Genomic DNA, 17,795 nt, shown 5'->3' with positions numbered 1-17,795 from the left:
GGGCGTATGACCTCCGTCGGCGGGACCACCCGCCGAAACAGCGTCCACAACTCGTCCGGCACCAGCCGCCCCACCAGATCCGTCATGCACGGCTCAACGAGCGATCACGCCAACAGAAACGACGTCTAATACTGCAACGGTGCTTGCCGTGACTGCTGGCCAGTTCGGTCGTTGGTGTGGTTATGGGTGGGGACCTTGCTGATGTCAGGTTGTGGGCGGGTGAACTGACTGCTCTGCACGAGCGGTTCGTGCACCGTTTCAACAGGTCGGAGCCGCGGGAATCGGCTCTCGCGTACATGCGGGGGCTGATTGCTCCGCTCGAGCGCAAGAACGGCTGGACGCTGGCTGAACAGGCCGGTCATGACGGCCCCGACCGTATCCAGCGGATGCTGAACCGGATCGAGTGGGACGCCGACGAGGTCCTGGACGACGTCCGCACCTATGTCGTCGAGCATCTCGGAGACCGGGATGCCGTGTTGATCGGGGATGACACCGGCTTTTTGAAGAAGGGCGTCCGCTCGGCAGGGGTGCAGAGGCAGTACTCCGGCACCGCCGGACGCACCGAGAACTGCCAGATCGGTGTGTTCCTCGCCTACGCCACCGGCCGCGGACGCACGTTGATCGACCGCCGCCTGTATCTGCCCACCTCCTGGACGGAGGACCGGGCACGCTGTCGCCGCGCAGGCATCGGCGACGAGATCGCGTTTGAGACGAAAGTGGCTATGGCCAAGGCGATGGTCCGCCGGGCCATCGCCGACCGGATTCCGTTCGGCTGGGTGACCGCGGATGCCGCATACGGCTTCAGCAAGGGCTGGCGGTTCGAGCTGGAGCAGGCCGACGTCTTCCACGTCATGGCCACCACCCGGCACGACACGGTCGTCACCCGCTGGGCACTCGACCACCCCGTCCACGACCTGTTCCCCGGCCTGCCGCGGCAGAAGTGGAAACGCCGTTCCTGCGGGCAGGGCGCCCAGGGCCGGCGGATCTATGACTGGGCCCGTGTCGAGGTGCGGCCCTGGCATCGCGAGGACCGGCGGCACTGGGTCCTCGCCCGCCGCAGCATCAGCAGACCCGAGGAGATCTCCTACTACATCGCCTACTGCCCCGCCGAGACCACACTCGACGAGCTCATCCGTATCGCCGGAAGCCGGTGGGCGGTCGAGGAGTGCTTCCAGAGTGCGAAACAGGAATGCGGCCTGGACGACTACCAGGTCAGCCGCTATCCCGGCTGGCACCGCCACATGACCCTGGTCATGGCCGCCCACGCCTGCCTCACCGTCCTGCGAGCCCGCGAACTCGACACCGACAAAGCAGAAACGGATCCTCCCAGCTCATCCACCTCAGCCTCGCCGAGATCCGACGCCTGATCAGCCGCCTCACCGACCGCCGTCCCACCCCGGTCGACCACATCCTGCACTGGTCGGCATGGCGCCGCAGACGCCAACTCCAAGCCCGAATCAGTCACTACAAACGACGCGGGCACAGCCCCTGACAACTGCCCAGCAATCAGCACAAGCACCGTTGCAGTACTAAGGAACGGATGGCAGCAGCACCTCCCAGTTGTCGCCGTGGTGGGTGGAGACCTTCTCGATCTGCGCGTACTGGGCCTCGAACCCGCCCAGCTTGTCCACCGCAGACAGCAGCGAGTCCAGCCCGTTGGACTGCACCATCAGCCCCTCGGCCAGCAGCAGGAAGGCGGGCGAGACCCTGCCGTCCAGCCGCCCGGTGACCTCGGCCGCACTCAACTCCTCACCCAGGCCCTCCAGCGCGTCCAGGGCCTCCTTGGTCAGCGCCACCGCCCTCGCCCGCGCAGACTGCGCCGGCCCCTCCTTGTCGACCTGTTGGAGCAGGGTGCGGTAGTTACCGATCAGCGCCTCCACGATCTTCTGCTGCTGGCGGTGGATCTCGGCAAGCTCCTCGCGGGCTTTCTTCGCCTTCGCCGCCATGCGCTTGCACAACATCGTCGCCAGGTCATCCCGGGCGCGCATGCGGGCCTTGGCGGCCAGGCAGGCCGTCAGCGCCATCCGCTTGTCGTCGGTGTACTCCTTCAAGGTGGCGGCGTCCTGGGCCTCCGCCTCGTCGGCGAAGTCCACGACCTTCGTTGACGCGACCTGCTCCAGCCACTTCCCGGTGTCGCCGAGCCCGTCCACCCACTCCAGGTGGCCCTTGAGCCGCTTGAAGTGCGACCAAGTCGCCCGGCCCGGGTTCTGCTTGAGCGCGTTGAACAGCGTCTTGCGGTCCAGCTCGATCACATCCGGCAGTCCCAGGACCCGGCGCCGCTCCTCCTCTGTCATCCGGTCCCGGATACCGGCCAGGATCTCCTCGTTCACCTGGCCCCGCGCCGTGGAGGTCATCGCGTCCAGCGTGGAGAACCGCGGTATCTCCAAGTTGGCCTCGACCAGCTTCTCCAGCGCGATGTTGATCAGATCAGCCAGGTTGTTCTTCGACGCCGCAGCCACCCGCATCGTCTCCTCCGCGAGCCTGCGGGCGGCCTGGCCGTCGTAGCGCCCCCGCACCGCTCACGCACCCACGACCAGTACTCCTCCGCCGTGCGGCCGGAGGCATACACCGACAGCGTGCTCTCCGGCAGCTGCACCGCCCGGCGCACGAACTCCACCACCTGGTCCGGGACGTCGTACCCTTTGGGGAAGCAGCCCATCCGTTGATACGACTTCAGCGCCACCAGCAGCGCGAGTTGATGCTCGTCAGAGTCCGTGACCTCCTCAATTCAGTCCCGCTCCTCCTCGCTGGGCGTGAAGAACCCATGCAGCTCACGCGCGGTGATCAGCCGCTTGAACCGCGGATACGCAGTCCGCTCGGTCGAGGTCATCCCCACCCCACTCGACAAGCTCAGCCCATACAGAGACGCACACGCGCCCGTGTGATCATGTCCAGTGCGACAAGACCGAGAAGATCAGAACCACGGAACCCAGGACACCCACTTGGATGCGGTGATACAGGAGCGGCAGGGATCACGGCTTCAAGATCATCCCGTGGCGGCTTTTGCCACCTTGGCTTGGACCCCAAGAACGGCTGGCAACTGGCCGAGTGTGCCGGACATCGTGACCCTGCTGGGCTGCAACACCTGCTCAACGGTGCCGCTGGGACGCCGATGCCGCTCGAGATGATCTGCGCGAGTACGTCGGACAACAGCTCGGCCCGGACGGCGTGCTGATCATCGATGACACCGGGTTCATCAAGAAGGGCACCACGTCGGCCGGGGTGTCCCGGCAGTACACCGGCACGTCCGAAAAGATTGACAACTGCCAGATCGGTGTCTTCGCGGCCTACACCACCGGGCATGGTAGAGCCGTCGTCGACCGCGAGCTCTACCTGCCCAAGTCCTGGGCCAAGGACCGAGAGCGGTGCCGGGAGGCGAAGATCCCCGACGAGCGCACCTTTGCTACCAAGGGGAGCGGGCCAGGGGCCTGGTCCGCCGCTGCCTTGCCGCGGGTCTGCCCGCCGCCTGGGTGACTGCTGGTGAAGCCTACGGACAGAACTGGTCCTTGCTGTCCTCGCAGCCCAGGCCCTGGGCACCGCAAAGGGGGCAGCAGAAACGACACCACTTTCAAGCCCCGGAACGGCTCACACTGTGCCACGGCTGCCTCCACAGGTCCCACGTCGGTCAGCACGGTCTTGGAGCGTTGGCCATTGCGGGAGTTGGCGCCGATCTTGCCTGCTGGATCGTGCACAGCCGAGGTGGTCGGTGATCTGGCCCTCAAGAGCGGTCTCCAGCAGCCGCTTGGTCAGCTGCTGGAGCAGCCCGCCCTCACCTGTCAGCTGCAGGCCTACAGCCTGGGCTGCTGGTCACCAGCAACCCGAAGAGATCAGTAACTGGTCGTCCATGCCCTCCACCGACACATCCCTGCCGACTCGACAGCCTCATGCTCGCCCACGTTCTCACTGGTCATCAATGCATCTTCCATCGTCGGGAGTTGCACCAACGATTTGCAGACCTGATCATGCAAGAGACCCTGGGGCGGAAGTATGTGTGGAGCGGATCGGTTTCGCCGTCCCTGTCCGCTGCCCCGGTCGGCATGTCATCGTGAGGGCGGCCGGCTCGTAGGTGGCTGCTGGTAGGGGAACTGGTGCGGCGCGGAGTAGGGCGTATTGATGTGCCCGCTTCCGGGTGTTGGATTCTGGGCTGCGTGGTAGGCCGTCTGCGCAGGCGGCTGCTGGTAGGGAGGGAAGTAGAGCGGGTTGGTATGTCCGCCTGCATGGGCGGGATTCTGGGCTGCGTGGTAGGCCGCCTGCGCAGGCGGCTGCGGGTACGGGTACGGGTACGGGGTGTTCGTCGTTTGGTAGGGCGTATTGGTATGCCCGCCCCAGGCTGCCGGGTTCTGGGCTGCATAGTAGGCCGTGTGCGCAGGCGGCTGCTGGTAAGGGGTGTACGGCGCGGGGTACGACGCACTCTGCTGAGTCTGATACGGAGAATAGCCCCCGGGGGGCTGAGAGGGATGCGCGGACTGCGGGGCCCACGTCTGGCCGGTGGGACCGGTGAACGCGGAGGCGGTCATGCCGTATTGCGCCACATCCTGCTGGAACGGGTTCGAGGCTGCGGAGACGGTCTGCGGAGCGTATGAACCGAGCTGCCCCACCCCAGACGGGTTCACGAAAGCGCTCTGACCCTCATCGGCCCACGGCTTTCGGTACGCCGTAGCGATTTCGGGACCCTGTCTGGCGGCACGCGGTTGGTCCGGCCTGATGCACTGTCCACCCTTTGCCCGGTCCACCAGCGTGTACCCTGCCACGTCCTCCACGGCCGTTTTCTCTAGGATGCCCACTTTGACAGTCTGGTCCTTGCGGGCAAGTTCATTCAGACGCTTTCCAAGATTTACTGGTGGCGCCCCCGCAAACGGCACCACAAGGGTGTTTGGCGGCAGGAATCCGCGCACTATGTTGCCATTTCCTACCGCCTTCTCGATTGCTGCGGCATACTGCACGTCCTGCAAAGTATGCTTCAGCTCGCTGGCCAGCGGCGTTTTGGCAGCGTCGATGGCCCAGCCTGCTCCATGCTCGTTGGTACGCCACTCCGTAGCGATCCCCGCTTTGTCGCACTCAGCCTTCTCCAATAAACCCATGCGCAAGGCTGTGTCGCTTCTGCGGAGTTCTTGGAACCGTAATCCGTAACTCAAAGGATCTACATGATTCCTAACTTTAACCTTGTAAAGGTAATTCGGTCCACCCGCCCTTTTCCATTGGGGTTGGCCATTAAATTCTGACGTGCCGAACGTTCTGGCGACTGCTTCCCGCCAGTCCTCATCAGTAACGTGTGGTGGCATGTGCGTTCCCTCACCGATCACGGAGACGACGTGATTCCTACAACGTGTCCTGCTGGTAGCTGGTTCACCAGCAACGCGGAACGGTCGTAATAACGGGCTAACCTCGATCTTGCATGACGGTCCGTCGATGAAGTCGGTGGACCGTTTCGCATTCTGTGGCTGATGGGGGGCATGCCGGCGGACCGAGTGTCGCGTCGGGTGGGCGCCGGGTTCCACTGCTCCGGGCTGGGTTCTCATCGCGATCACTTCGCAGTGGTGGAGGAGACGGTCGAGGATCGCGGTGGCGAGGACCTCGTCGCCGAAGACCTGGCCCCATTCGCTGAAGGTCTTGTTCGAGGTCAGGATGATGGAGCCCTTCTCGTTCCGCTTGGAGATGACCTGGAAGACCAGGATCGCCTCGGCGCGTTCGAGCGGCTGGTAGCCCACCTCATCGATCACAAGGACGCTCGGCCGCAGGTAGGTGCCGAGTTTGTTGACCAGCCGCCCGGCCGACTCAGCGGCCTTCAGGTTGCGGACCATGGGCCTTGACACCTGATCTTGGACGCACGAGACACTGGATCCTGAGGATCTGAGAACGGACATCTCGTGGTCATGAAGAACTATCCGCCGCAGTTCAAGGCGGACGCGGTCGGGCTGTACCAGTCGCGGCCCGATGCGACGATCCGGCAGGTCGCTGCCGATCTGGGGATCAACCCCGAGACCTTGCGGAACTGGGTGCGGGCAGCCGGCGTGAGCCAGCCGCGGGGACGCCGGGCAGAGGCGCCGGCCGAGCCACCGACACCGCTGGAAGCGGAGAACGCAGCTCTGCGCCAGAAGGTCCGTGAGCTGGAGGAGGAACGCGAGATCCTGCGCAAGGCGGCGAAGTATTTCGCCGGGGAGACGCGCTGGTGAACCGCTTCCAGTTCGTTGCCGACCACCACCGCCGCTACGGCGTGAAGCGGTTGTGCACCATCCTGGGCATCGCCCGCTCCAGCTTCTACTACTGGCGTGCGACGGCCGCGGACCGGGCCGCCCGGCAGGCGGCTGATGCCCGCCTCGCCACCCGGATACGAGCCGTGCACCGCGAGTCGGACGGCACCTATGGCGTCCCGAGGATCACCGCCGAACTCCGCGATGAGGGTGAGCGCATCAACCACAAGCGGATTGCGCGGGTGATGCGGAGCATCGGCCTGGCAGGCGTGCGGCTGCGTCGCAGACACCGCACCACGATCCCGGACCCGGCCGCGGCGAAGGCCCCGGACCTGATCGGCCGCGACTTCACGGCAAGCGAGCCGAACACGAAGTACGTCGGTGACATCACCTATCTCCCGATGGAGAGCGGGAAGTTCTTGTATCTGGCCACTGTCATCGACCTCGCCTCACGGCGCCTGGCCGGCTGGGCGATCGCGGACCACATGCGCACCGGCCTCGTCACCGACGCCCTGGCCGCTGCTGAACGGACCCGCGGCAGCCTCGCCGGAGCGGTCCTGCACACCGACCACGGCGCCCAGTACGCCAGCCGGGCCTTCGCCGACGCCTGCCGCCAGGCCGGCGTCCGTCAGTCCATGAGCGCGATCGGCTCCAGCGCGGACAACGCACTCGCCGAGTCCTTCAATGCCACCTTCAAACGCGAGACACTCCAGGGCCGCAAGACCTGGCCCGATGAAAGCGAAGCCCGACTCGACGCGTTCGGCTGGCTCAACCGCTACAACACCCGACGCCGTCACTCCCGCCTCGGACAACGCAGTCCCATCACCTACGAGACGGCACTCGACACAACATCAACTACCCTGCCCCAAGCCGCATAGCCCGTGTCCAAGATTCCGGGTCAAGGCCCTCCTTCACCCAGCCGGCCACCGCGGTCTCGTCCCGCTCGATCGCACGCCGGGCGGGGACCTGGCAGCTCCAGCCATGCCGCTTGAGCAGGACGGCCACCCCTTGCACGGTGTAGCTCTTGTGGAAACGGCGCCCGATCAGCGTCCTGATCCGCGACAGGGTCCAGGTCTGGTCCGGCCAACCGTGCGCCACCGGCCCCTTGGCCAGCTCATGCTCCAGCACGGCGAACAATTCGTCGCTGAGCAGCGGCAGCGATGCCGGGCCCTTGGACGCCAGAGCTGCGGTCCCGTTCTGCGACCAGGCCCTGCGCCACCGCTGCACTGACCGGACACTGACCCGCAGGTCGTGAGCGATGACCGGGTTCTCGTCGCCCTGGGCGAACCGCTCGGCCGCCTCCAACCTCAACTGCTCGCGGAATGCCCGCCGTTCGTCGGTCAGCCCGCCCCCTTGCGCATACCTCATGCCACCGGCGTACCGCAGGGATCATGAACCGTCAGCCCCGCCGACACCACGCTTTGAAGGTCAGTAACCATGCCGCCCCTGGCCGGATCCCGGTGGGCTGTCACAAGGCTCTCAGGCAAACAGCGAGAGCGTGGGATGGAGTACTCGCTGCTCCGCCCACCGGGTATCACTATGGTCCAGCCGAAACCGCACCTCCTGCCGGTCCCAGAACATGATGCGCCGACCGTCGCGCGGGGGAGTGGCACAGGGAGGGAAGAGGGAGAGCCTCGGTAGTGTTGCGGGCACGGGCCAACCTGATCAAGGACTCGTGCCAGCACCGGCGCAGCGTCGGACGACAGCGCCAAGCTGGTGAGGCATGGCCTTCGGCGCGGTTGATGGCGGACTAGGAAGTGAGGACACACGTGAACAGCAGCGCGCTTGTGGCGATGCCTGGCCGACTGGGTTGTGGTGATCTGCCAGACCGTCGTACACCGCGCGGTCTCTCCTGCGGGCGCGGTGTGCGGCCATGCTTGTGACGCGTGTCCAACTCGAGAACTTTCGGTCATTCGCTGCGTGTGACGTCCAGCTCGGGCCGCTGACGGTCCTCGCGGGGCCGAACGCGGCCGGCAAGTCGAACTTCCTGGATGCGCTGCGCTTCGTCCGGGACGCCCTGCGGATGCCGCTGGGACAGACCCTGGAGTCGCGCGGCGGCCTAGAAGAGATCCTGCACAGGTCTGCGGCGGGCACGCAGGCCGATTCCTTCCGCATCCAGCTGGACCTCACCCTGCCCGCAGCCGGACTGGGTATCGAACAAGATGCACTGCACGCTTCGTATCTCCTGGAAGTGGGCGCCGACCCCGAGACGGACGGTAGGCCTGGCATCAAACGGGAAGAAATGCGGTTCCCCAACGAGCACGCCCTGTTTCCAGACTTCGACCGGCAGATTCTGTCCCGTGAATGGCGGAACGACCTGCTCCTGCCTAGGGTCCCCCGCAGGCAGGACCCCACCTACGCGGTCGCCCGCAGTCTGCATTCCATGCGCTTTTACGAGCTGCGCACACCAGTGCTGCGGGACATCGATCAGACCCCGAGTAAACGCGGTGATGCGGTGCTCGGCGAACGGGGAGAGTACCTGGCCCGGGTTCTGAGCTTTTTGGCCCGGCACCGGCCCTGGGTGAAGGACACCATTGACGGCTACATCTCCACCATGATTGAGAACGCGGCGGGACTGGACGGCAAGGAGTTCGAGGAAGCCGATCTGGCATACGTCGTCGGCCGCTTCCTTGACGACGGCAGCTACAAACAAGTCGACCGGCGCTCGCTGTCCGACGGAACGCTGCGTCTGGCCGGTGTCCTCGCTGCGCTTTTCCAGTCCCGCGCGCTGAATGGGTCGATCCCCTTCGTCGGGATCGAGGAGCCCGAGATTTCCCTGCACCCGCCAGTGCTGGGAGCTCTCTACGACGCGCTGGTGGGCGCCTCGGACAACACGCAGGTGATGGTGACCACGCAGAGCGCTGACCTGCTGGATAACCCCGCTGCCGACCCGGACCACTTGCTGGTCGTCCGTGACGACGGCCGCGGCAGCATGATCGGTCCGATCGACGATACCGGCCGCAGCCTGCTCGCCGACGGTGTACTGACCCTTCCCGAGCTCTTGCGCAGTGGAGACATGCGCCCAGCAAACAGCCTGCCGCACAACCTACGGGAAGGCGGCCTTCAGTGAGCGGCCCCTACCCGGTGATCGCATCCGTGGTGGAAGGCCACGGGGAGGAAAAGGCCCTCCAGGGCCTGCTGTACCGGCTCATTCCCCACCTTCGAGACGGCGCCTATGCCGAAGTCCGGCCTCCCCACCGTCTCCCGCGTGACCGGATGCTCAAGCCCGAAGGCCTCGCCCAAGCCCTCACCATCGTCACCGCACGCCAGCCCCGGCCCACCGCCGTGCTTGTCCTTCTTGACGCGGACGACGACTGCGCCGTCGAACTGGCCGCCCGCGTACACAGCTTGGCCCAGACCAGCCATGCGCACGTTCCTGCGACCGCCGTCGTGGCCGTGCGGGAGTTTGAGGCATGGTTTTTGGCCGGAGCCGCCGGACTGGCCGGGCGCATGGGACTGCCCCACGATCTCACCCCTCCGCCTGATCCGGAGGCGATCCGCGGAGCCAAGGAGTGGCTCTCCCATCAGATGCCGGCGGGCAGCACATACCGGCCGCCCGCCCACCAACCCTCCTTCGTTCAGCACTTCGACCTCGAGGCAGCCCGCAACGCCGCACCCTCATTCGACAAGCTGTGCCGCGAGGTGTTGCGATTTCTCGGCTGAAGCCGGGATGTTCCAGGTAGCAAGGCAGCCGTTCGTTTCACGTCCAAGAGGCGCTGAACAGGGCGTATTGCAGGTCAGGCGATGTGGGGGATGGCCAGTTGCCCGTTGTCGTTACCTGCTGGGCGGCTGCTTGCATAAAGGAGAGGTAGACCGCGTAGCGGTGCGGCGACCAGTTGCTGTCCCGCCAGACCATCCCGGCAATCGAGCGGTCGACGTCCTGACCGGTCTCCCGGCCGATCTCCTGAGCCCAGGACCGAAGACGCCGGGCCAGAACCCGGTCAAAGACGAGCGGCTGGGGGCCGGTTGCTGTCGGAGCCGTCCTGCCGACGAAGTACAGACACTTGGTGTAGAACGACGGCCCCGTCGGCGATGTTGCGTTTCTTGTAGCGTTCGCGGTCGAAGTCGGTGCGCCGACCGCCTTGGGAACCGCGGTTGCGTCGGTGTCTGCGTTGGTATCGACGCGCGGGTCTCGCGGCAGATCCGTGCAGCGACCTGGGCCGGGTCCGTCTCCCACAGTAGCCCGGTCCAGTCCTCGCTACCGCTGGCCAGGGTATGACCGTCGGGGGCGAAGGCGAGTGCGTCCACGGGCTTGCCGTGACTGTTCAGTACTGCTGTCGGTACGGGCCGGCCCGGGACGGTGACGTTCCACAGCCGAATGCTGTGGTCCGCTCCGCCCGAGGCGAGCGTCCGGCTGTCGGCGGTGAAGGCGAGTGCCTTCACCGCATCCGCGTGGCCTTCCACGACCGCGAGGAGATAGGCCGGGCGGCCGTCCCGGACGCCGCGTACGTCCCACATCCGCAGTGCGGTCATCCGAGGCGGTGGCCAGGGTATGACCGTCCGGTGCAAACGCCCTCCGTCCGCACCTGCCGCCGCCACCGTCCCGCCATCAGGGCTGAAGGCCACCGACATCAGCGCGGGGGCCGCGCTGGCCCCCTTGAGAGGGGTGGCCGTGCCCACGGCCTGCCCGGCCGCCCGCGAGGCACCGCGCGGATCCCACAGACGCAGGGTGCCGTCCGCGCCCGCCGACGCGAGCAGGTTGCCGTCGGGACTGAAGGCGAGGGCACGGTACCGGCTCGGTGTGCCCGCCGAACGCGGCCACCTGGCGTGCGCGACCTGGGGTGGCGACGTAACAGGCGTATGGTGCCGTCGTCGCCTGGTGGCCACCAGCCGCCCATCCGGGGCGTAGGAAACCGCCTCGACAGTTTCAGAGCCAGTCAGTTGGGTCGCGTACACGGTGGCGTGGGAACTCAGAACGGCGCTGCGGGCCGCACTGGTGGGCTCGAGTCGGCAGGCGGCCAGCGCCAGTTGGAAGGCGCGCGCGGGATCGGTCAGGCGGAGCGGCCCCACCAGGCCCCGTCAGCCTCCGGGCCCGTAAGGGGAGGAGCTGGCGGGGCCGAATCCAACGGACCACGGGCCCCAGGGGGCTCTGCGTACGCTGCGCAGAGGTGACATGGGTTGCCCTCTGTGCCACGGGATGCACGCTCGAGGCCAACGCGACGAGAGGAAAGACGTTGGACGGGGTTCGGTGGTTGGCTTCGTCGGATGAAGTGGATCTCGGCTACTGGGTGTTGTTCGCACGAGGGTTGGTCCCGGCTGACCTGTTGACGCGGTTTGGGCTGGACGTGGTTCCGGGGCAACTGCTGAGCCGGGAAGAGGCCGGTGATCTCGCTGATGAGACCGGCGATGTTGTGGTGCGCGCCGGGGCGAGCGCGGGGTGGGCGTACGCCTTCGTTGAGGGCGGGCCGGCCGGCCCGGATTCCCTGGATGCCATTGCGCGGCTGTCGGCCGGTACCGAGGCGGTCGATGTCTGGCGGACGGTGAATGCGGACCGTTCGCTCGGCTACGCGCAGGACGGACGGTGCGTGTGCCGGTTCGAGCCGGGCCGTGCGCACGAACGCACCGGTGCCGATCCCGACAGGCTCGTCGGGGCGATGCGTGAGGCGGGTTTGCTCCTCCCGGATGCCGGGTCGCCGGGTGAGCGGGGTGTCAATGTCGAGCAGCCTGAGCTGCGGGCCCTGGTTCTGGCGGAATCGGTGTTCGGACTGGACCTGCCGCGGGCCGAAGTGCTGGAGGGGCCGCTTCTTGCCGCCCGATTGGCGGAGTGAGCAGTGCCGGTCGGCGGCCGGTGACGTAGGTGGGGCCCGGCGCCAAGGGCGGCTGTGCAGGTCGCCCGTTTCGGCGCCAGCAGGATCTCCAGACGGAGCCTTGACCGCCCCCGGTTCGGGGGCGGGCAAGGTGGTGAGGTGGTCAGCGTGTGCGCACGGACGCGCCGTAGCTGTCGGTCTGGCGGAGCACCCGTGCCGGCTGTGCGGCTGCCGGCCAGGCCTGAATGAGGTACCACTCGGTGATCTGGTCCGGGGCCTGGTCGATGGCGGTGTCCCGGCCGCGGGCGTGCACACGCAGGCGATAGTCACCGGGACCGGTGAAGGACAGGACGGGCAGTTCTTCGTCCAGGTCGTCCATCATGCCGCGGACCATGAGGTCGCCGGATGCGGAGTGCGCCGAGACCTCCACGATCTCCTGCCAGTCGCCGTCGTCGGGCGCCGGCTCGCTGTCGTGGAGGGTGACGGTGACCTCGACGTCGCCGGTGTGGATGCCGGTCATGACGATGGTGACCCCGTCGGCAACCCGGACCAGCCCGTTGTGCCCGCGCTCGAGGTCGGGGCCGGTCGGCCCGTCCTCGTCGCTGATGTCGAACTGGTGGTACTGCACCGGGACACTGGCGGTGCCGCGTTCGGCCTTGTCGCTCATCTCAGTCCTCCGCCGTGGTGCCTACTTGATCCACACCAGGAACCTGTCCTTTTCGATGATGCGGTTATACAGGTAGAAGCGGCTCAGGGCCCGGCCGCCGTCTTCGTTCTGCGTCGCGTTGATCATGCGTCGGCTGTAGTTGCCGCCACCGGTGCTGGCGCCCTGCCAGGTCGAAGCGAAGGGGTACTCGTCGCAGCCCTTGCCCGGCGGACGCTCCAGGCTGGACGGGCACGCCGTGTTGCGGTTCTTGTTGATCTTGTCCTTGTTGGTGACGCGGGTCAGGTACCGCTTGGTGTTGTGCTTGCCGGGGAGGTTCTTGGTGGTCTGCGCGTACTCGATGTGCTGGGCGAGCTCGGGGAACTCCCCGCTCTTCGCGTAGACCATCTCCGGGATGTAGGGCATGACGCAGCCCGTCTTCGACGTGCCCGGCAGGGCGTTGTCGCAGCGGACCGGAGGCGTCGGCAGCGTGATGCTGTTGCTGGGGCCTGCCCACTGGGGATTGGTGAAGTTCCATGAAGCTACGGCCTGGCCCTCGCCCTTCTGCCCCTTGGGCGAGGTCTTGATGGTGGTGTCCAGGAAGAACTGGCCGACTGGATCCCTGTTGGCGCCCATCAGCTGGGAGGGAAACTTGCTTTCGGCCACCTTGCACTTGCCGGCGCACGTGGCCCTGCCGTTGACACTGCTGCCTCTGGCCGAGCCCGAGCTGGAAACCTCCAGCAACTGCACCTGGTACGCCCACGTCTTGATGTCGCGCTTGCTGTAGGCGTAGGCGACGGTGAGGTAATGCATCCGGCCAACGACGGCCCCCGTACGGGGATTGGTGACCGTCAGATCAGCGGAGAAGACGCCGCAGGCCTTGAACCGGATGACATACCACTTGCCGTCCGCACCGTGGTCGTCGCACCAGTTCGGGGTCGGCCAGGCGTCGACTGCGGCACGCAGCTCGGCCGCCGACACGCTGGTGCTGAACGACATGCACGGCACCGGCTCATCGCTGCCGTGCATCTTCGCGCTCAGGATCCGTGCCGTGCAGGTGATCCTGTCGTTCTCGGCGGCCGCCATGGGATCGGGGTCTGTGACCCCTTCCTCTGAGGTGCTCTCGTCTCCCGGGGTGTCGCCCAGGGCCAACGGCGCCTCGTCTTCCGATGCCTCCGGTACTGGCAGCGACAACTCGTCATCCAGTTCCTGCGACGACTCGTCCAGATCCTCGGGCACCGGCACGGTGTCCTCAGCGGCCTGCGCCACGGCGCCGGGGCCGGGCAAGGCCGGATCTTCGGCCGCCTGCGCGGTACTCAGACTGCTCCCCAGGAGTCCGAGTGTGGCAGCGCCCGCGGCCAGCAGCATTCTCAATCTCAAGTTGTGTCCCCTGTTTTGTGGTCAGAACAGGGTGGACACGGTCAGTTATGTCGTGTCCACGCCGGGTCAACGACATCCAAACACAGGGGACTGACAGCAAGCCTCCCAATAACGAGCAGTCCTGGCGTGTCCACGCGGACGCCCGGCCGAGGAGGACCTGCGGCCCCGCAAGTACGAGTACCGCCTCCCGGACCTCACCACCTGAACAGAGGCCGCTGGCCGCCAGCAGTGCCAGATGCCCGTTTTCGACCGCGGCGCTTGCTGTGGTACGACACTCTGGCACCTACCTCGCCTTGGCCTGGGGGGTCTCCCGCACCAGCGGCCGCGGCGGGATCCGGCTGGACGGGCAGGAACGCTACGGCTGGTACTACGCCTTGACCGGGCTGAACGCCTTCGATGTGCTGCTCTACACCGTGGTCACCGCCCTGCGCACGCCGATCGCGGACCCGGAACCGGTGGGGACGTGGCCGAGGATCTGGTCCGTCACCGGCGCCTGCCCGATCACGAGTTCTGGACGGAGTGGGACGGCGCGCGGGCGGTGTGGCTGATGACTTCTGCCGACGGCGCTTCGGGCTCGGGCCCCTCCAACTGCGGGAAGAGAAGGCCGACTCCGCGAAGGAGGCCAAGCCCGGTGTGCAGCTGAGAATCGACACCCAGGCCGACACCTACGATCAGGCGGTCACGGCGCTGCGGGCCGCGTACGGCCGTGGTCCCCAGACATGAGATCGGGGCCTACAGGCGGTCGGCAGAGCCCGCCCGGTGTCTGATTCAGGGGCCCGAACGCGTACAGCGTCACGGAGCACCACGTGTTTCTCTCCGCTTCACGACGTGTGGCTCAGCCAGCGCTGCAGGGTGGTGTTGATGCTGGCGGGCAGGGCGCTGAGCTGGTCGATGGCGTCTCGGTCCTCGGGCCGCGGGGGGATGCCAGCGGTGGTCAGCGCGGCGTGCAGGGCCAGGCGGCGCTGGTCGCGGGGGTCGATGAGGATACTCAGGCGCTCGGAGGGGTTGGGCGGCAGCAGACAGTCCGTGTCCTGCCCGGCGGCCGGGGGCCAGGCGCTTTCCGCCGGGTCGGCAGCGTAGGGGTCGACGAAGGTGTGGGGCGTGTGGTGGTCAAGGGCGATGCTCACGTCGGTCTCCTTCAGCAGCGGGTGGATGTGCAGGGGGAGAGGCATCCATGGCCGGGTGCGGTTGCGGTTGCCGGGCGATGTCACGCCGACGGCGTCATCGGCGGTTCATCGTCTTCTCCGACCAACACAGCAGCACGCCGGCCGCGCGTGACCAGCCGCTCGTAGGCACCGGCACCGGGGGAGAGGCCGGGGCTGTTACGCACTTTCGGGTGGCGGTCGTGCAGTTGCCGGGGTGGAGCGTCCTGGCGATCGCGGCGGGCGGCCAAGCCCCGTACGGCGTGCTCGCGTGGCGGGGCGTCAACTTCGTACATACGCCGCATGAATGGACGTTACAGGCGAGAGTTACGACAACATAGGCGAAATGTAACGGAGCGCCCGTATCGCGTTCACATCCTGTGCACGGTGGCCAAGGTGTGGATGCGCGGCCAAGCCGGCCGCAACCCGCAACCCGCACCAGCCCATCCCGCCCAGCCGTATGGCCAGGCCCGGGGGTGGGTGGGTGCCCGTACAGCCTTGGGGGCTTTGTGTCTTCTTCCATGGTGACCGCCCGTCGTCTGTCCGCCGCCGCGCTCGTGGCCGCCGCGATCGTCGGGGCGGTGGCGCTGCCGGCGTCGGCCGCCGACCACGCCCGTCCCGAGCGGGCGAGGGTGGAGATCAGCGCGGTCCAGTACGACTCGCCCGGCCGTGACGACCGCTCGCGGCGTTCACTGAACAAGGAGTGGGTGGAACTCACCAACACCACCCGCCGCACGGTCAACCTCGACGGCTGGACCCTTGCGGATGAGGACGGCCACACCTACACCTTCGACCACTACCGCCTGGAGGGCCGCGCCACCGTCCGCATCCACACTGGCGAGGGCCGCGACACCGACAGCGACCTGTACATGGACCGCCGTAACTACGTGTGGGACAACTTCTCCGACACCGCCACCCTGCGCAACGACCACGGCCGCTTCATCGACGACGCCTCCTGGGGCGGACACCGACACGGCGGCGACCGCCACGGTGGTGGCCACCACCACTGACCTGCCTTCCCGCACCCGCGGCACGAGGTGACACCGCACGGCGATGGGAGGTGGCCTCGGCCGGTCCGCCCGGCCGGGGCCACACGGCGTTTCAGTTTCAGCCACCTGGTGGCGGACCCTCGTTGGGCCGGCGAGGCACACGCCACTGGCCGGAGCGCGGGGCAGCCTCCGCGGGACTGGCGTGAAGCACCGACCCGAGGTGCCCCGGCCTCCCCCGGAGCACCTGCTCCGCCTGTCAGCGTGGCGGAGCTGCACCGTACCGAGTACGCCTCGGTGCTGCGGTTCCTCTTGTATCAGCGGGCCACCTGGGCGGAAGCGCATGATGCCGTGCAGGACGCCTTCCTGAGCGCGTGTGAGCCCAACGCACTGGACGGCGTGCGATCACCGCAGGCATGGTTACGTACGGTCGCGTACCGCAGTTGGAAGCGCCGCAATGGCCGTTCGCCTCTGCAGTTGGTCAGCCTGTGCGCCGGCGACGACACCGCGGACTGGCGAACCCCGCAGCTGGCGGCGGAGTTGTCCGAGCAGCAACAGCAGATCCTCGCGCTTCTGCAGGGCCTGCCTGACAAACAGCGCCAAATCATGGCCTGGCATCTGGACGGGTTTTCCACACAGGAGATCGCCCAGCACATGCGAGTCCGGGAGAGCGCCGTTCGCAAGAATCTGTCACGTGCCCGCCGTACGCTCAAAGAGCGTCTGGGGCTGGAGACGGAGGGAACATGACACCCGTCTTCGGCAGCCCCGATGAGGCGCTGGACAGGCTTCTGCAGCAGGCGCATGCGGCTCTGGGCGAGGCGACCGCTCAGCGGCTGGCCCGGGGCGGTGGCCCTGCCCCGCTGTGCAACAGCGATTGCGCGCTTGACGCACTGCTGGCCGACACGCACAGCGCCATGGGACACCTCATCACTGGTGCAGGTGAAGATCGGACCTTGGCCGGTTCGGACGCCGACGTACATGCACCGTCCGATCATCACGGGGGGCGCCCGTCCCGTGTCCCGGCCGCCCCGCTGTTCGAGGCGGAACGCATCCGCCTTGAGCGGCGCGTACCGAACTGGACCGCGGCCATGGTCGCTGCGATCGTCGCCGTGGTCGGCTTCGTGGGGTTCACCGCCTTCAAGGTCGGCGACGACGGCGGGAGGACCCAGGTGGCCGGCGGCACCACCCCCTCCACCGGCAAGTCCCCGACGCCCACGGCCGGCAAGACCAAGGAGCCCGGGCCGTCCGACAGCGCCATCGCGGCGGCACCGCAGGACAAGGTGACCGTGCAGGTCCGCGCCGCCGACGGGAAGAGCTGGATCCTCGCCAAGGACCACAACGGCCGGACTCTCTTCGAGGGACTGCTCGAGCAGGGCGACACCAAGACCTTCCAGGACAGCGACAAGATCAACCTCGTGCTCGGTGACGCCGGCGCGATCCAGCTGTACGTCAACGGCAAGGAGATCGACGACGACTGGCAGCCCGGAGCCGTGAAGCGCCTGACATACACCAAGGACGACCCGCAGGTCGGATAGCTCTCCCGCCCACGATCGTGTACCGGCCGTTGGAGTCCCAAGGACTTAGTCAAGGGTGGTCTCCCACGTCCAGAAGTACCGGTCCCGAGCCGACTGACACCGATGGTCCCCCACGGTCAACTCGGCTGCCTTGCGCCGTGATCGATCACGGCCGGGGTGCGGGTGGTGGGG

At 67.1% G+C, this 17,795-nt stretch carries 19 protein-coding genes and 3 pseudogenes; 11 read left to right on the top strand and 11 right to left on the bottom strand.

Going from position 1 to position 17,795, the window contains the following annotated elements; genetic code table 11:
- Positions 1–182 precede the first annotated feature (182 nt).
- Positions 183–1,367: an IS701 family transposase gene (locus EHS43_RS16380; RefSeq protein WP_125191500.1), complete on the top strand. Its 1,185-nt coding sequence runs from the start codon at positions 183–185 to the stop codon at positions 1,365–1,367.
- A 162-nt stretch (positions 1,368–1,529) separates the two neighbouring features.
- Here the strand turns inward: EHS43_RS16380 and EHS43_RS16375 are convergent, their stop codons facing one another.
- The 3 genes from EHS43_RS16375 to EHS43_RS47760 form a co-directional block, all read right to left on the bottom strand.
- Positions 1,530–2,516: a hypothetical protein gene (locus EHS43_RS16375; protein ID WP_185806275.1), complete on the bottom strand. Its 987-nt coding sequence runs from the start codon at positions 2,514–2,516 to the stop codon at positions 1,530–1,532.
- Entirely contained in the window at positions 2,423–2,659 is a 237-nt protein-coding gene (locus tag EHS43_RS47765; RefSeq protein WP_260470562.1) for a hypothetical protein, read from the bottom strand. Before EHS43_RS47765 ends, EHS43_RS16375 begins: the two co-directional genes overlap by 94 nt.
- Positions 2,660–2,728: 69 nt before the next feature.
- Positions 2,729–2,830 carry a DUF4158 domain-containing protein gene (locus tag EHS43_RS47760; protein ID WP_260470561.1) on the bottom strand — a complete coding sequence of 34 codons (102 nt, stop codon included), beginning with the start codon at positions 2,828–2,830 and terminating at the stop codon, positions 2,729–2,731.
- Between the two features lie 299 nt (positions 2,831–3,129).
- Between EHS43_RS47760 and EHS43_RS16365 the strand changes: the two genes are divergently transcribed.
- On the top strand, positions 3,130–3,474 hold the full coding sequence (locus EHS43_RS16365; RefSeq protein ID WP_260470563.1) for a transposase: 345 nt from the start codon (positions 3,130–3,132) through the stop codon (positions 3,472–3,474).
- Between the two features lie 131 nt (positions 3,475–3,605).
- Here EHS43_RS16365 and EHS43_RS47755 read toward each other — a convergent pair.
- Positions 3,606–3,789: pseudogene (locus tag EHS43_RS47755) on the bottom strand (transposase); the annotation flags it as partial.
- 1,745 nt (positions 3,790–5,534) lie between these two features.
- A pseudogene (locus tag EHS43_RS16355) lies at positions 5,535–5,801 on the bottom strand (ATP-binding protein); the annotation flags it as partial.
- Between the two features lie 66 nt (positions 5,802–5,867).
- On the opposite strand from EHS43_RS16355, the gene EHS43_RS16350 reads away from it, so the two are divergent.
- Positions 5,868–7,069 (top strand): IS3 family transposase gene (locus EHS43_RS16350; protein ID WP_125191498.1). Its coding sequence is split into 2 segments (ribosomal slippage): positions 5,868–6,159 and positions 6,159–7,069, totalling 1,203 coding nucleotides; the frame shifts between segments, so codons are not numbered across the junction.
- Here EHS43_RS16350 and EHS43_RS16345 read toward each other — a convergent pair.
- On the bottom strand, positions 7,047–7,559 hold the full coding sequence (locus EHS43_RS16345; protein WP_260470560.1) for a winged helix-turn-helix domain-containing protein: 513 nt from the start codon (positions 7,557–7,559) through the stop codon (positions 7,047–7,049). The genes EHS43_RS16350 and EHS43_RS16345 overlap by 23 nt on opposite strands.
- Positions 7,560–8,064: 505 nt before the next feature.
- Between EHS43_RS16345 and EHS43_RS16340 the strand changes: the two genes are divergently transcribed.
- Positions 8,065–9,261, top strand: a complete 1,197-nt coding sequence (locus EHS43_RS16340) for an AAA family ATPase (protein WP_125191497.1) — start codon at positions 8,065–8,067, stop codon at positions 9,259–9,261.
- Positions 9,258–9,854: a DUF4276 family protein gene (locus tag EHS43_RS16335; protein ID WP_125191496.1), complete on the top strand. Its 597-nt coding sequence runs from the start codon at positions 9,258–9,260 to the stop codon at positions 9,852–9,854. The genes EHS43_RS16340 and EHS43_RS16335 overlap by 4 nt, the downstream gene beginning before the upstream one ends.
- Before the next feature lie 37 nt (positions 9,855–9,891).
- Here EHS43_RS16335 and EHS43_RS48940 read toward each other — a convergent pair whose 3' ends face one another.
- Positions 9,892–10,368, bottom strand: coding sequence for a hypothetical protein (locus EHS43_RS48940; protein WP_369009046.1), 477 nt, complete (start codon positions 10,366–10,368; stop codon positions 9,892–9,894).
- Between the two features lie 8 nt (positions 10,369–10,376).
- Positions 10,377–11,018, bottom strand: a pseudogene (locus tag EHS43_RS48935) (WD40 repeat domain-containing protein); the annotation flags it as partial.
- Positions 11,019–11,299: 281 nt separating this feature from the next.
- Between EHS43_RS48935 and EHS43_RS16320 the strand changes: the two are divergent.
- Positions 11,300–11,959: a DUF6461 domain-containing protein gene (locus EHS43_RS16320; protein WP_125191494.1), complete on the top strand. Its 660-nt coding sequence runs from the start codon at positions 11,300–11,302 to the stop codon at positions 11,957–11,959.
- A 142-nt stretch (positions 11,960–12,101) separates the two neighbouring features.
- On the opposite strand, the gene EHS43_RS47750 is transcribed toward EHS43_RS16320, so the two are convergent.
- The gene (locus tag EHS43_RS47750) at positions 12,102–12,605 is read right to left on the bottom strand and encodes a hypothetical protein (protein WP_260470559.1); all 504 of its coding nucleotides are present in this window, start codon (positions 12,603–12,605) and stop codon (positions 12,102–12,104) included.
- Positions 12,606–12,626: 21 nt separating this feature from the next.
- Positions 12,627–13,949, bottom strand: coding sequence for a NucA/NucB deoxyribonuclease domain-containing protein (locus EHS43_RS16310; RefSeq protein ID WP_125191493.1), 1,323 nt, complete (start codon positions 13,947–13,949; stop codon positions 12,627–12,629).
- A 305-nt stretch (positions 13,950–14,254) separates the two neighbouring features.
- Between EHS43_RS16310 and EHS43_RS16305 the strand changes: the two genes are divergently transcribed.
- Both EHS43_RS16305 and EHS43_RS16300 read left to right on the top strand, forming a co-directional pair.
- Positions 14,255–14,509, top strand: coding sequence for a hypothetical protein (locus tag EHS43_RS16305; RefSeq protein WP_125191492.1), 255 nt, complete (start codon positions 14,255–14,257; stop codon positions 14,507–14,509).
- Positions 14,502–14,684: a hypothetical protein gene (locus EHS43_RS16300; protein WP_125191491.1), complete on the top strand. Its 183-nt coding sequence runs from the start codon at positions 14,502–14,504 to the stop codon at positions 14,682–14,684. The genes EHS43_RS16305 and EHS43_RS16300 overlap by 8 nt, the downstream gene beginning before the upstream one ends.
- A gap of 98 nt (positions 14,685–14,782) precedes the next feature.
- On the opposite strand, the gene EHS43_RS16295 is transcribed toward EHS43_RS16300, so the two are convergent.
- Complete coding sequence (locus EHS43_RS16295) at positions 14,783–15,088, bottom strand: hypothetical protein (RefSeq protein WP_260470558.1); 306 nt, start codon at positions 15,086–15,088, stop codon at positions 14,783–14,785.
- 536 nt (positions 15,089–15,624) lie between these two features.
- On the opposite strand from EHS43_RS16295, the gene EHS43_RS16290 reads away from it, so the two are divergent.
- From EHS43_RS16290 to EHS43_RS16280, 3 genes are all read left to right on the top strand, one after another.
- Positions 15,625–16,113, top strand: coding sequence for a lamin tail domain-containing protein (locus tag EHS43_RS16290; RefSeq protein WP_125191489.1), 489 nt, complete (start codon positions 15,625–15,627; stop codon positions 16,111–16,113).
- Between the two features lie 240 nt (positions 16,114–16,353).
- The gene (locus tag EHS43_RS16285; RefSeq protein ID WP_185806273.1) at positions 16,354–16,836 is read left to right on the top strand and encodes an RNA polymerase sigma factor; all 483 of its coding nucleotides are present in this window, start codon (positions 16,354–16,356) and stop codon (positions 16,834–16,836) included.
- Entirely contained in the window at positions 16,833–17,624 is a 792-nt protein-coding gene (locus EHS43_RS16280) for a DUF4115 domain-containing protein (protein WP_125191487.1), read from the top strand. Before EHS43_RS16285 ends, EHS43_RS16280 begins: the two co-directional genes overlap by 4 nt.
- Positions 17,625–17,795 lie beyond the last annotated feature (171 nt).

It is taken from the genome of Streptomyces sp. RP5T (genome assembly GCF_003933965.1).
Taxonomy (GTDB): domain Bacteria; phylum Actinomycetota; class Actinomycetes; order Streptomycetales; family Streptomycetaceae; genus Streptomyces.
Note: the sequence above shows the minus strand (reverse complement) of the source record. Positions and strands in the feature narration are given on the sequence as shown.

What these genes read in the sequence shown, in the direction of transcription:
- EHS43_RS16380 (WP_125191500.1), top strand. Translation starts at nt 183, where the DNA reads ATGGGTGGGGACCTTGCTGATGTCAGGTTGTGGGCGGGTGAACTGACT.
- EHS43_RS47765 (WP_260470562.1), bottom strand. Translation starts at nt 2,659, where the DNA reads ATGGGCTGCTTCCCCAAAGGGTACGACGTCCCGGACCAGGTGGTGGAG.
- EHS43_RS47760 (WP_260470561.1), bottom strand. Translation starts at nt 2,830, where the DNA reads ATGACCTCGACCGAGCGGACTGCGTATCCGCGGTTCAAGCGGCTGATC.
- EHS43_RS16345 (WP_260470560.1), bottom strand. Translation starts at nt 7,559, where the DNA reads ATGAGGTATGCGCAAGGGGGCGGGCTGACCGACGAACGGCGGGCATTC.
- EHS43_RS16340 (WP_125191497.1), top strand. Translation starts at nt 8,065, where the DNA reads ATGCTTGTGACGCGTGTCCAACTCGAGAACTTTCGGTCATTCGCTGCG.
- EHS43_RS47750 (WP_260470559.1), bottom strand. Translation starts at nt 12,605, where the DNA reads ATGAGCGACAAGGCCGAACGCGGCACCGCCAGTGTCCCGGTGCAGTAC.
- EHS43_RS16310 (WP_125191493.1), bottom strand. Translation starts at nt 13,949, where the DNA reads ATGCTGCTGGCCGCGGGCGCTGCCACACTCGGACTCCTGGGGAGCAGT.
- EHS43_RS16290 (WP_125191489.1), top strand. Translation starts at nt 15,625, where the DNA reads ATGGTGACCGCCCGTCGTCTGTCCGCCGCCGCGCTCGTGGCCGCCGCG.
- EHS43_RS16280 (WP_125191487.1), top strand. Translation starts at nt 16,833, where the DNA reads ATGACACCCGTCTTCGGCAGCCCCGATGAGGCGCTGGACAGGCTTCTG.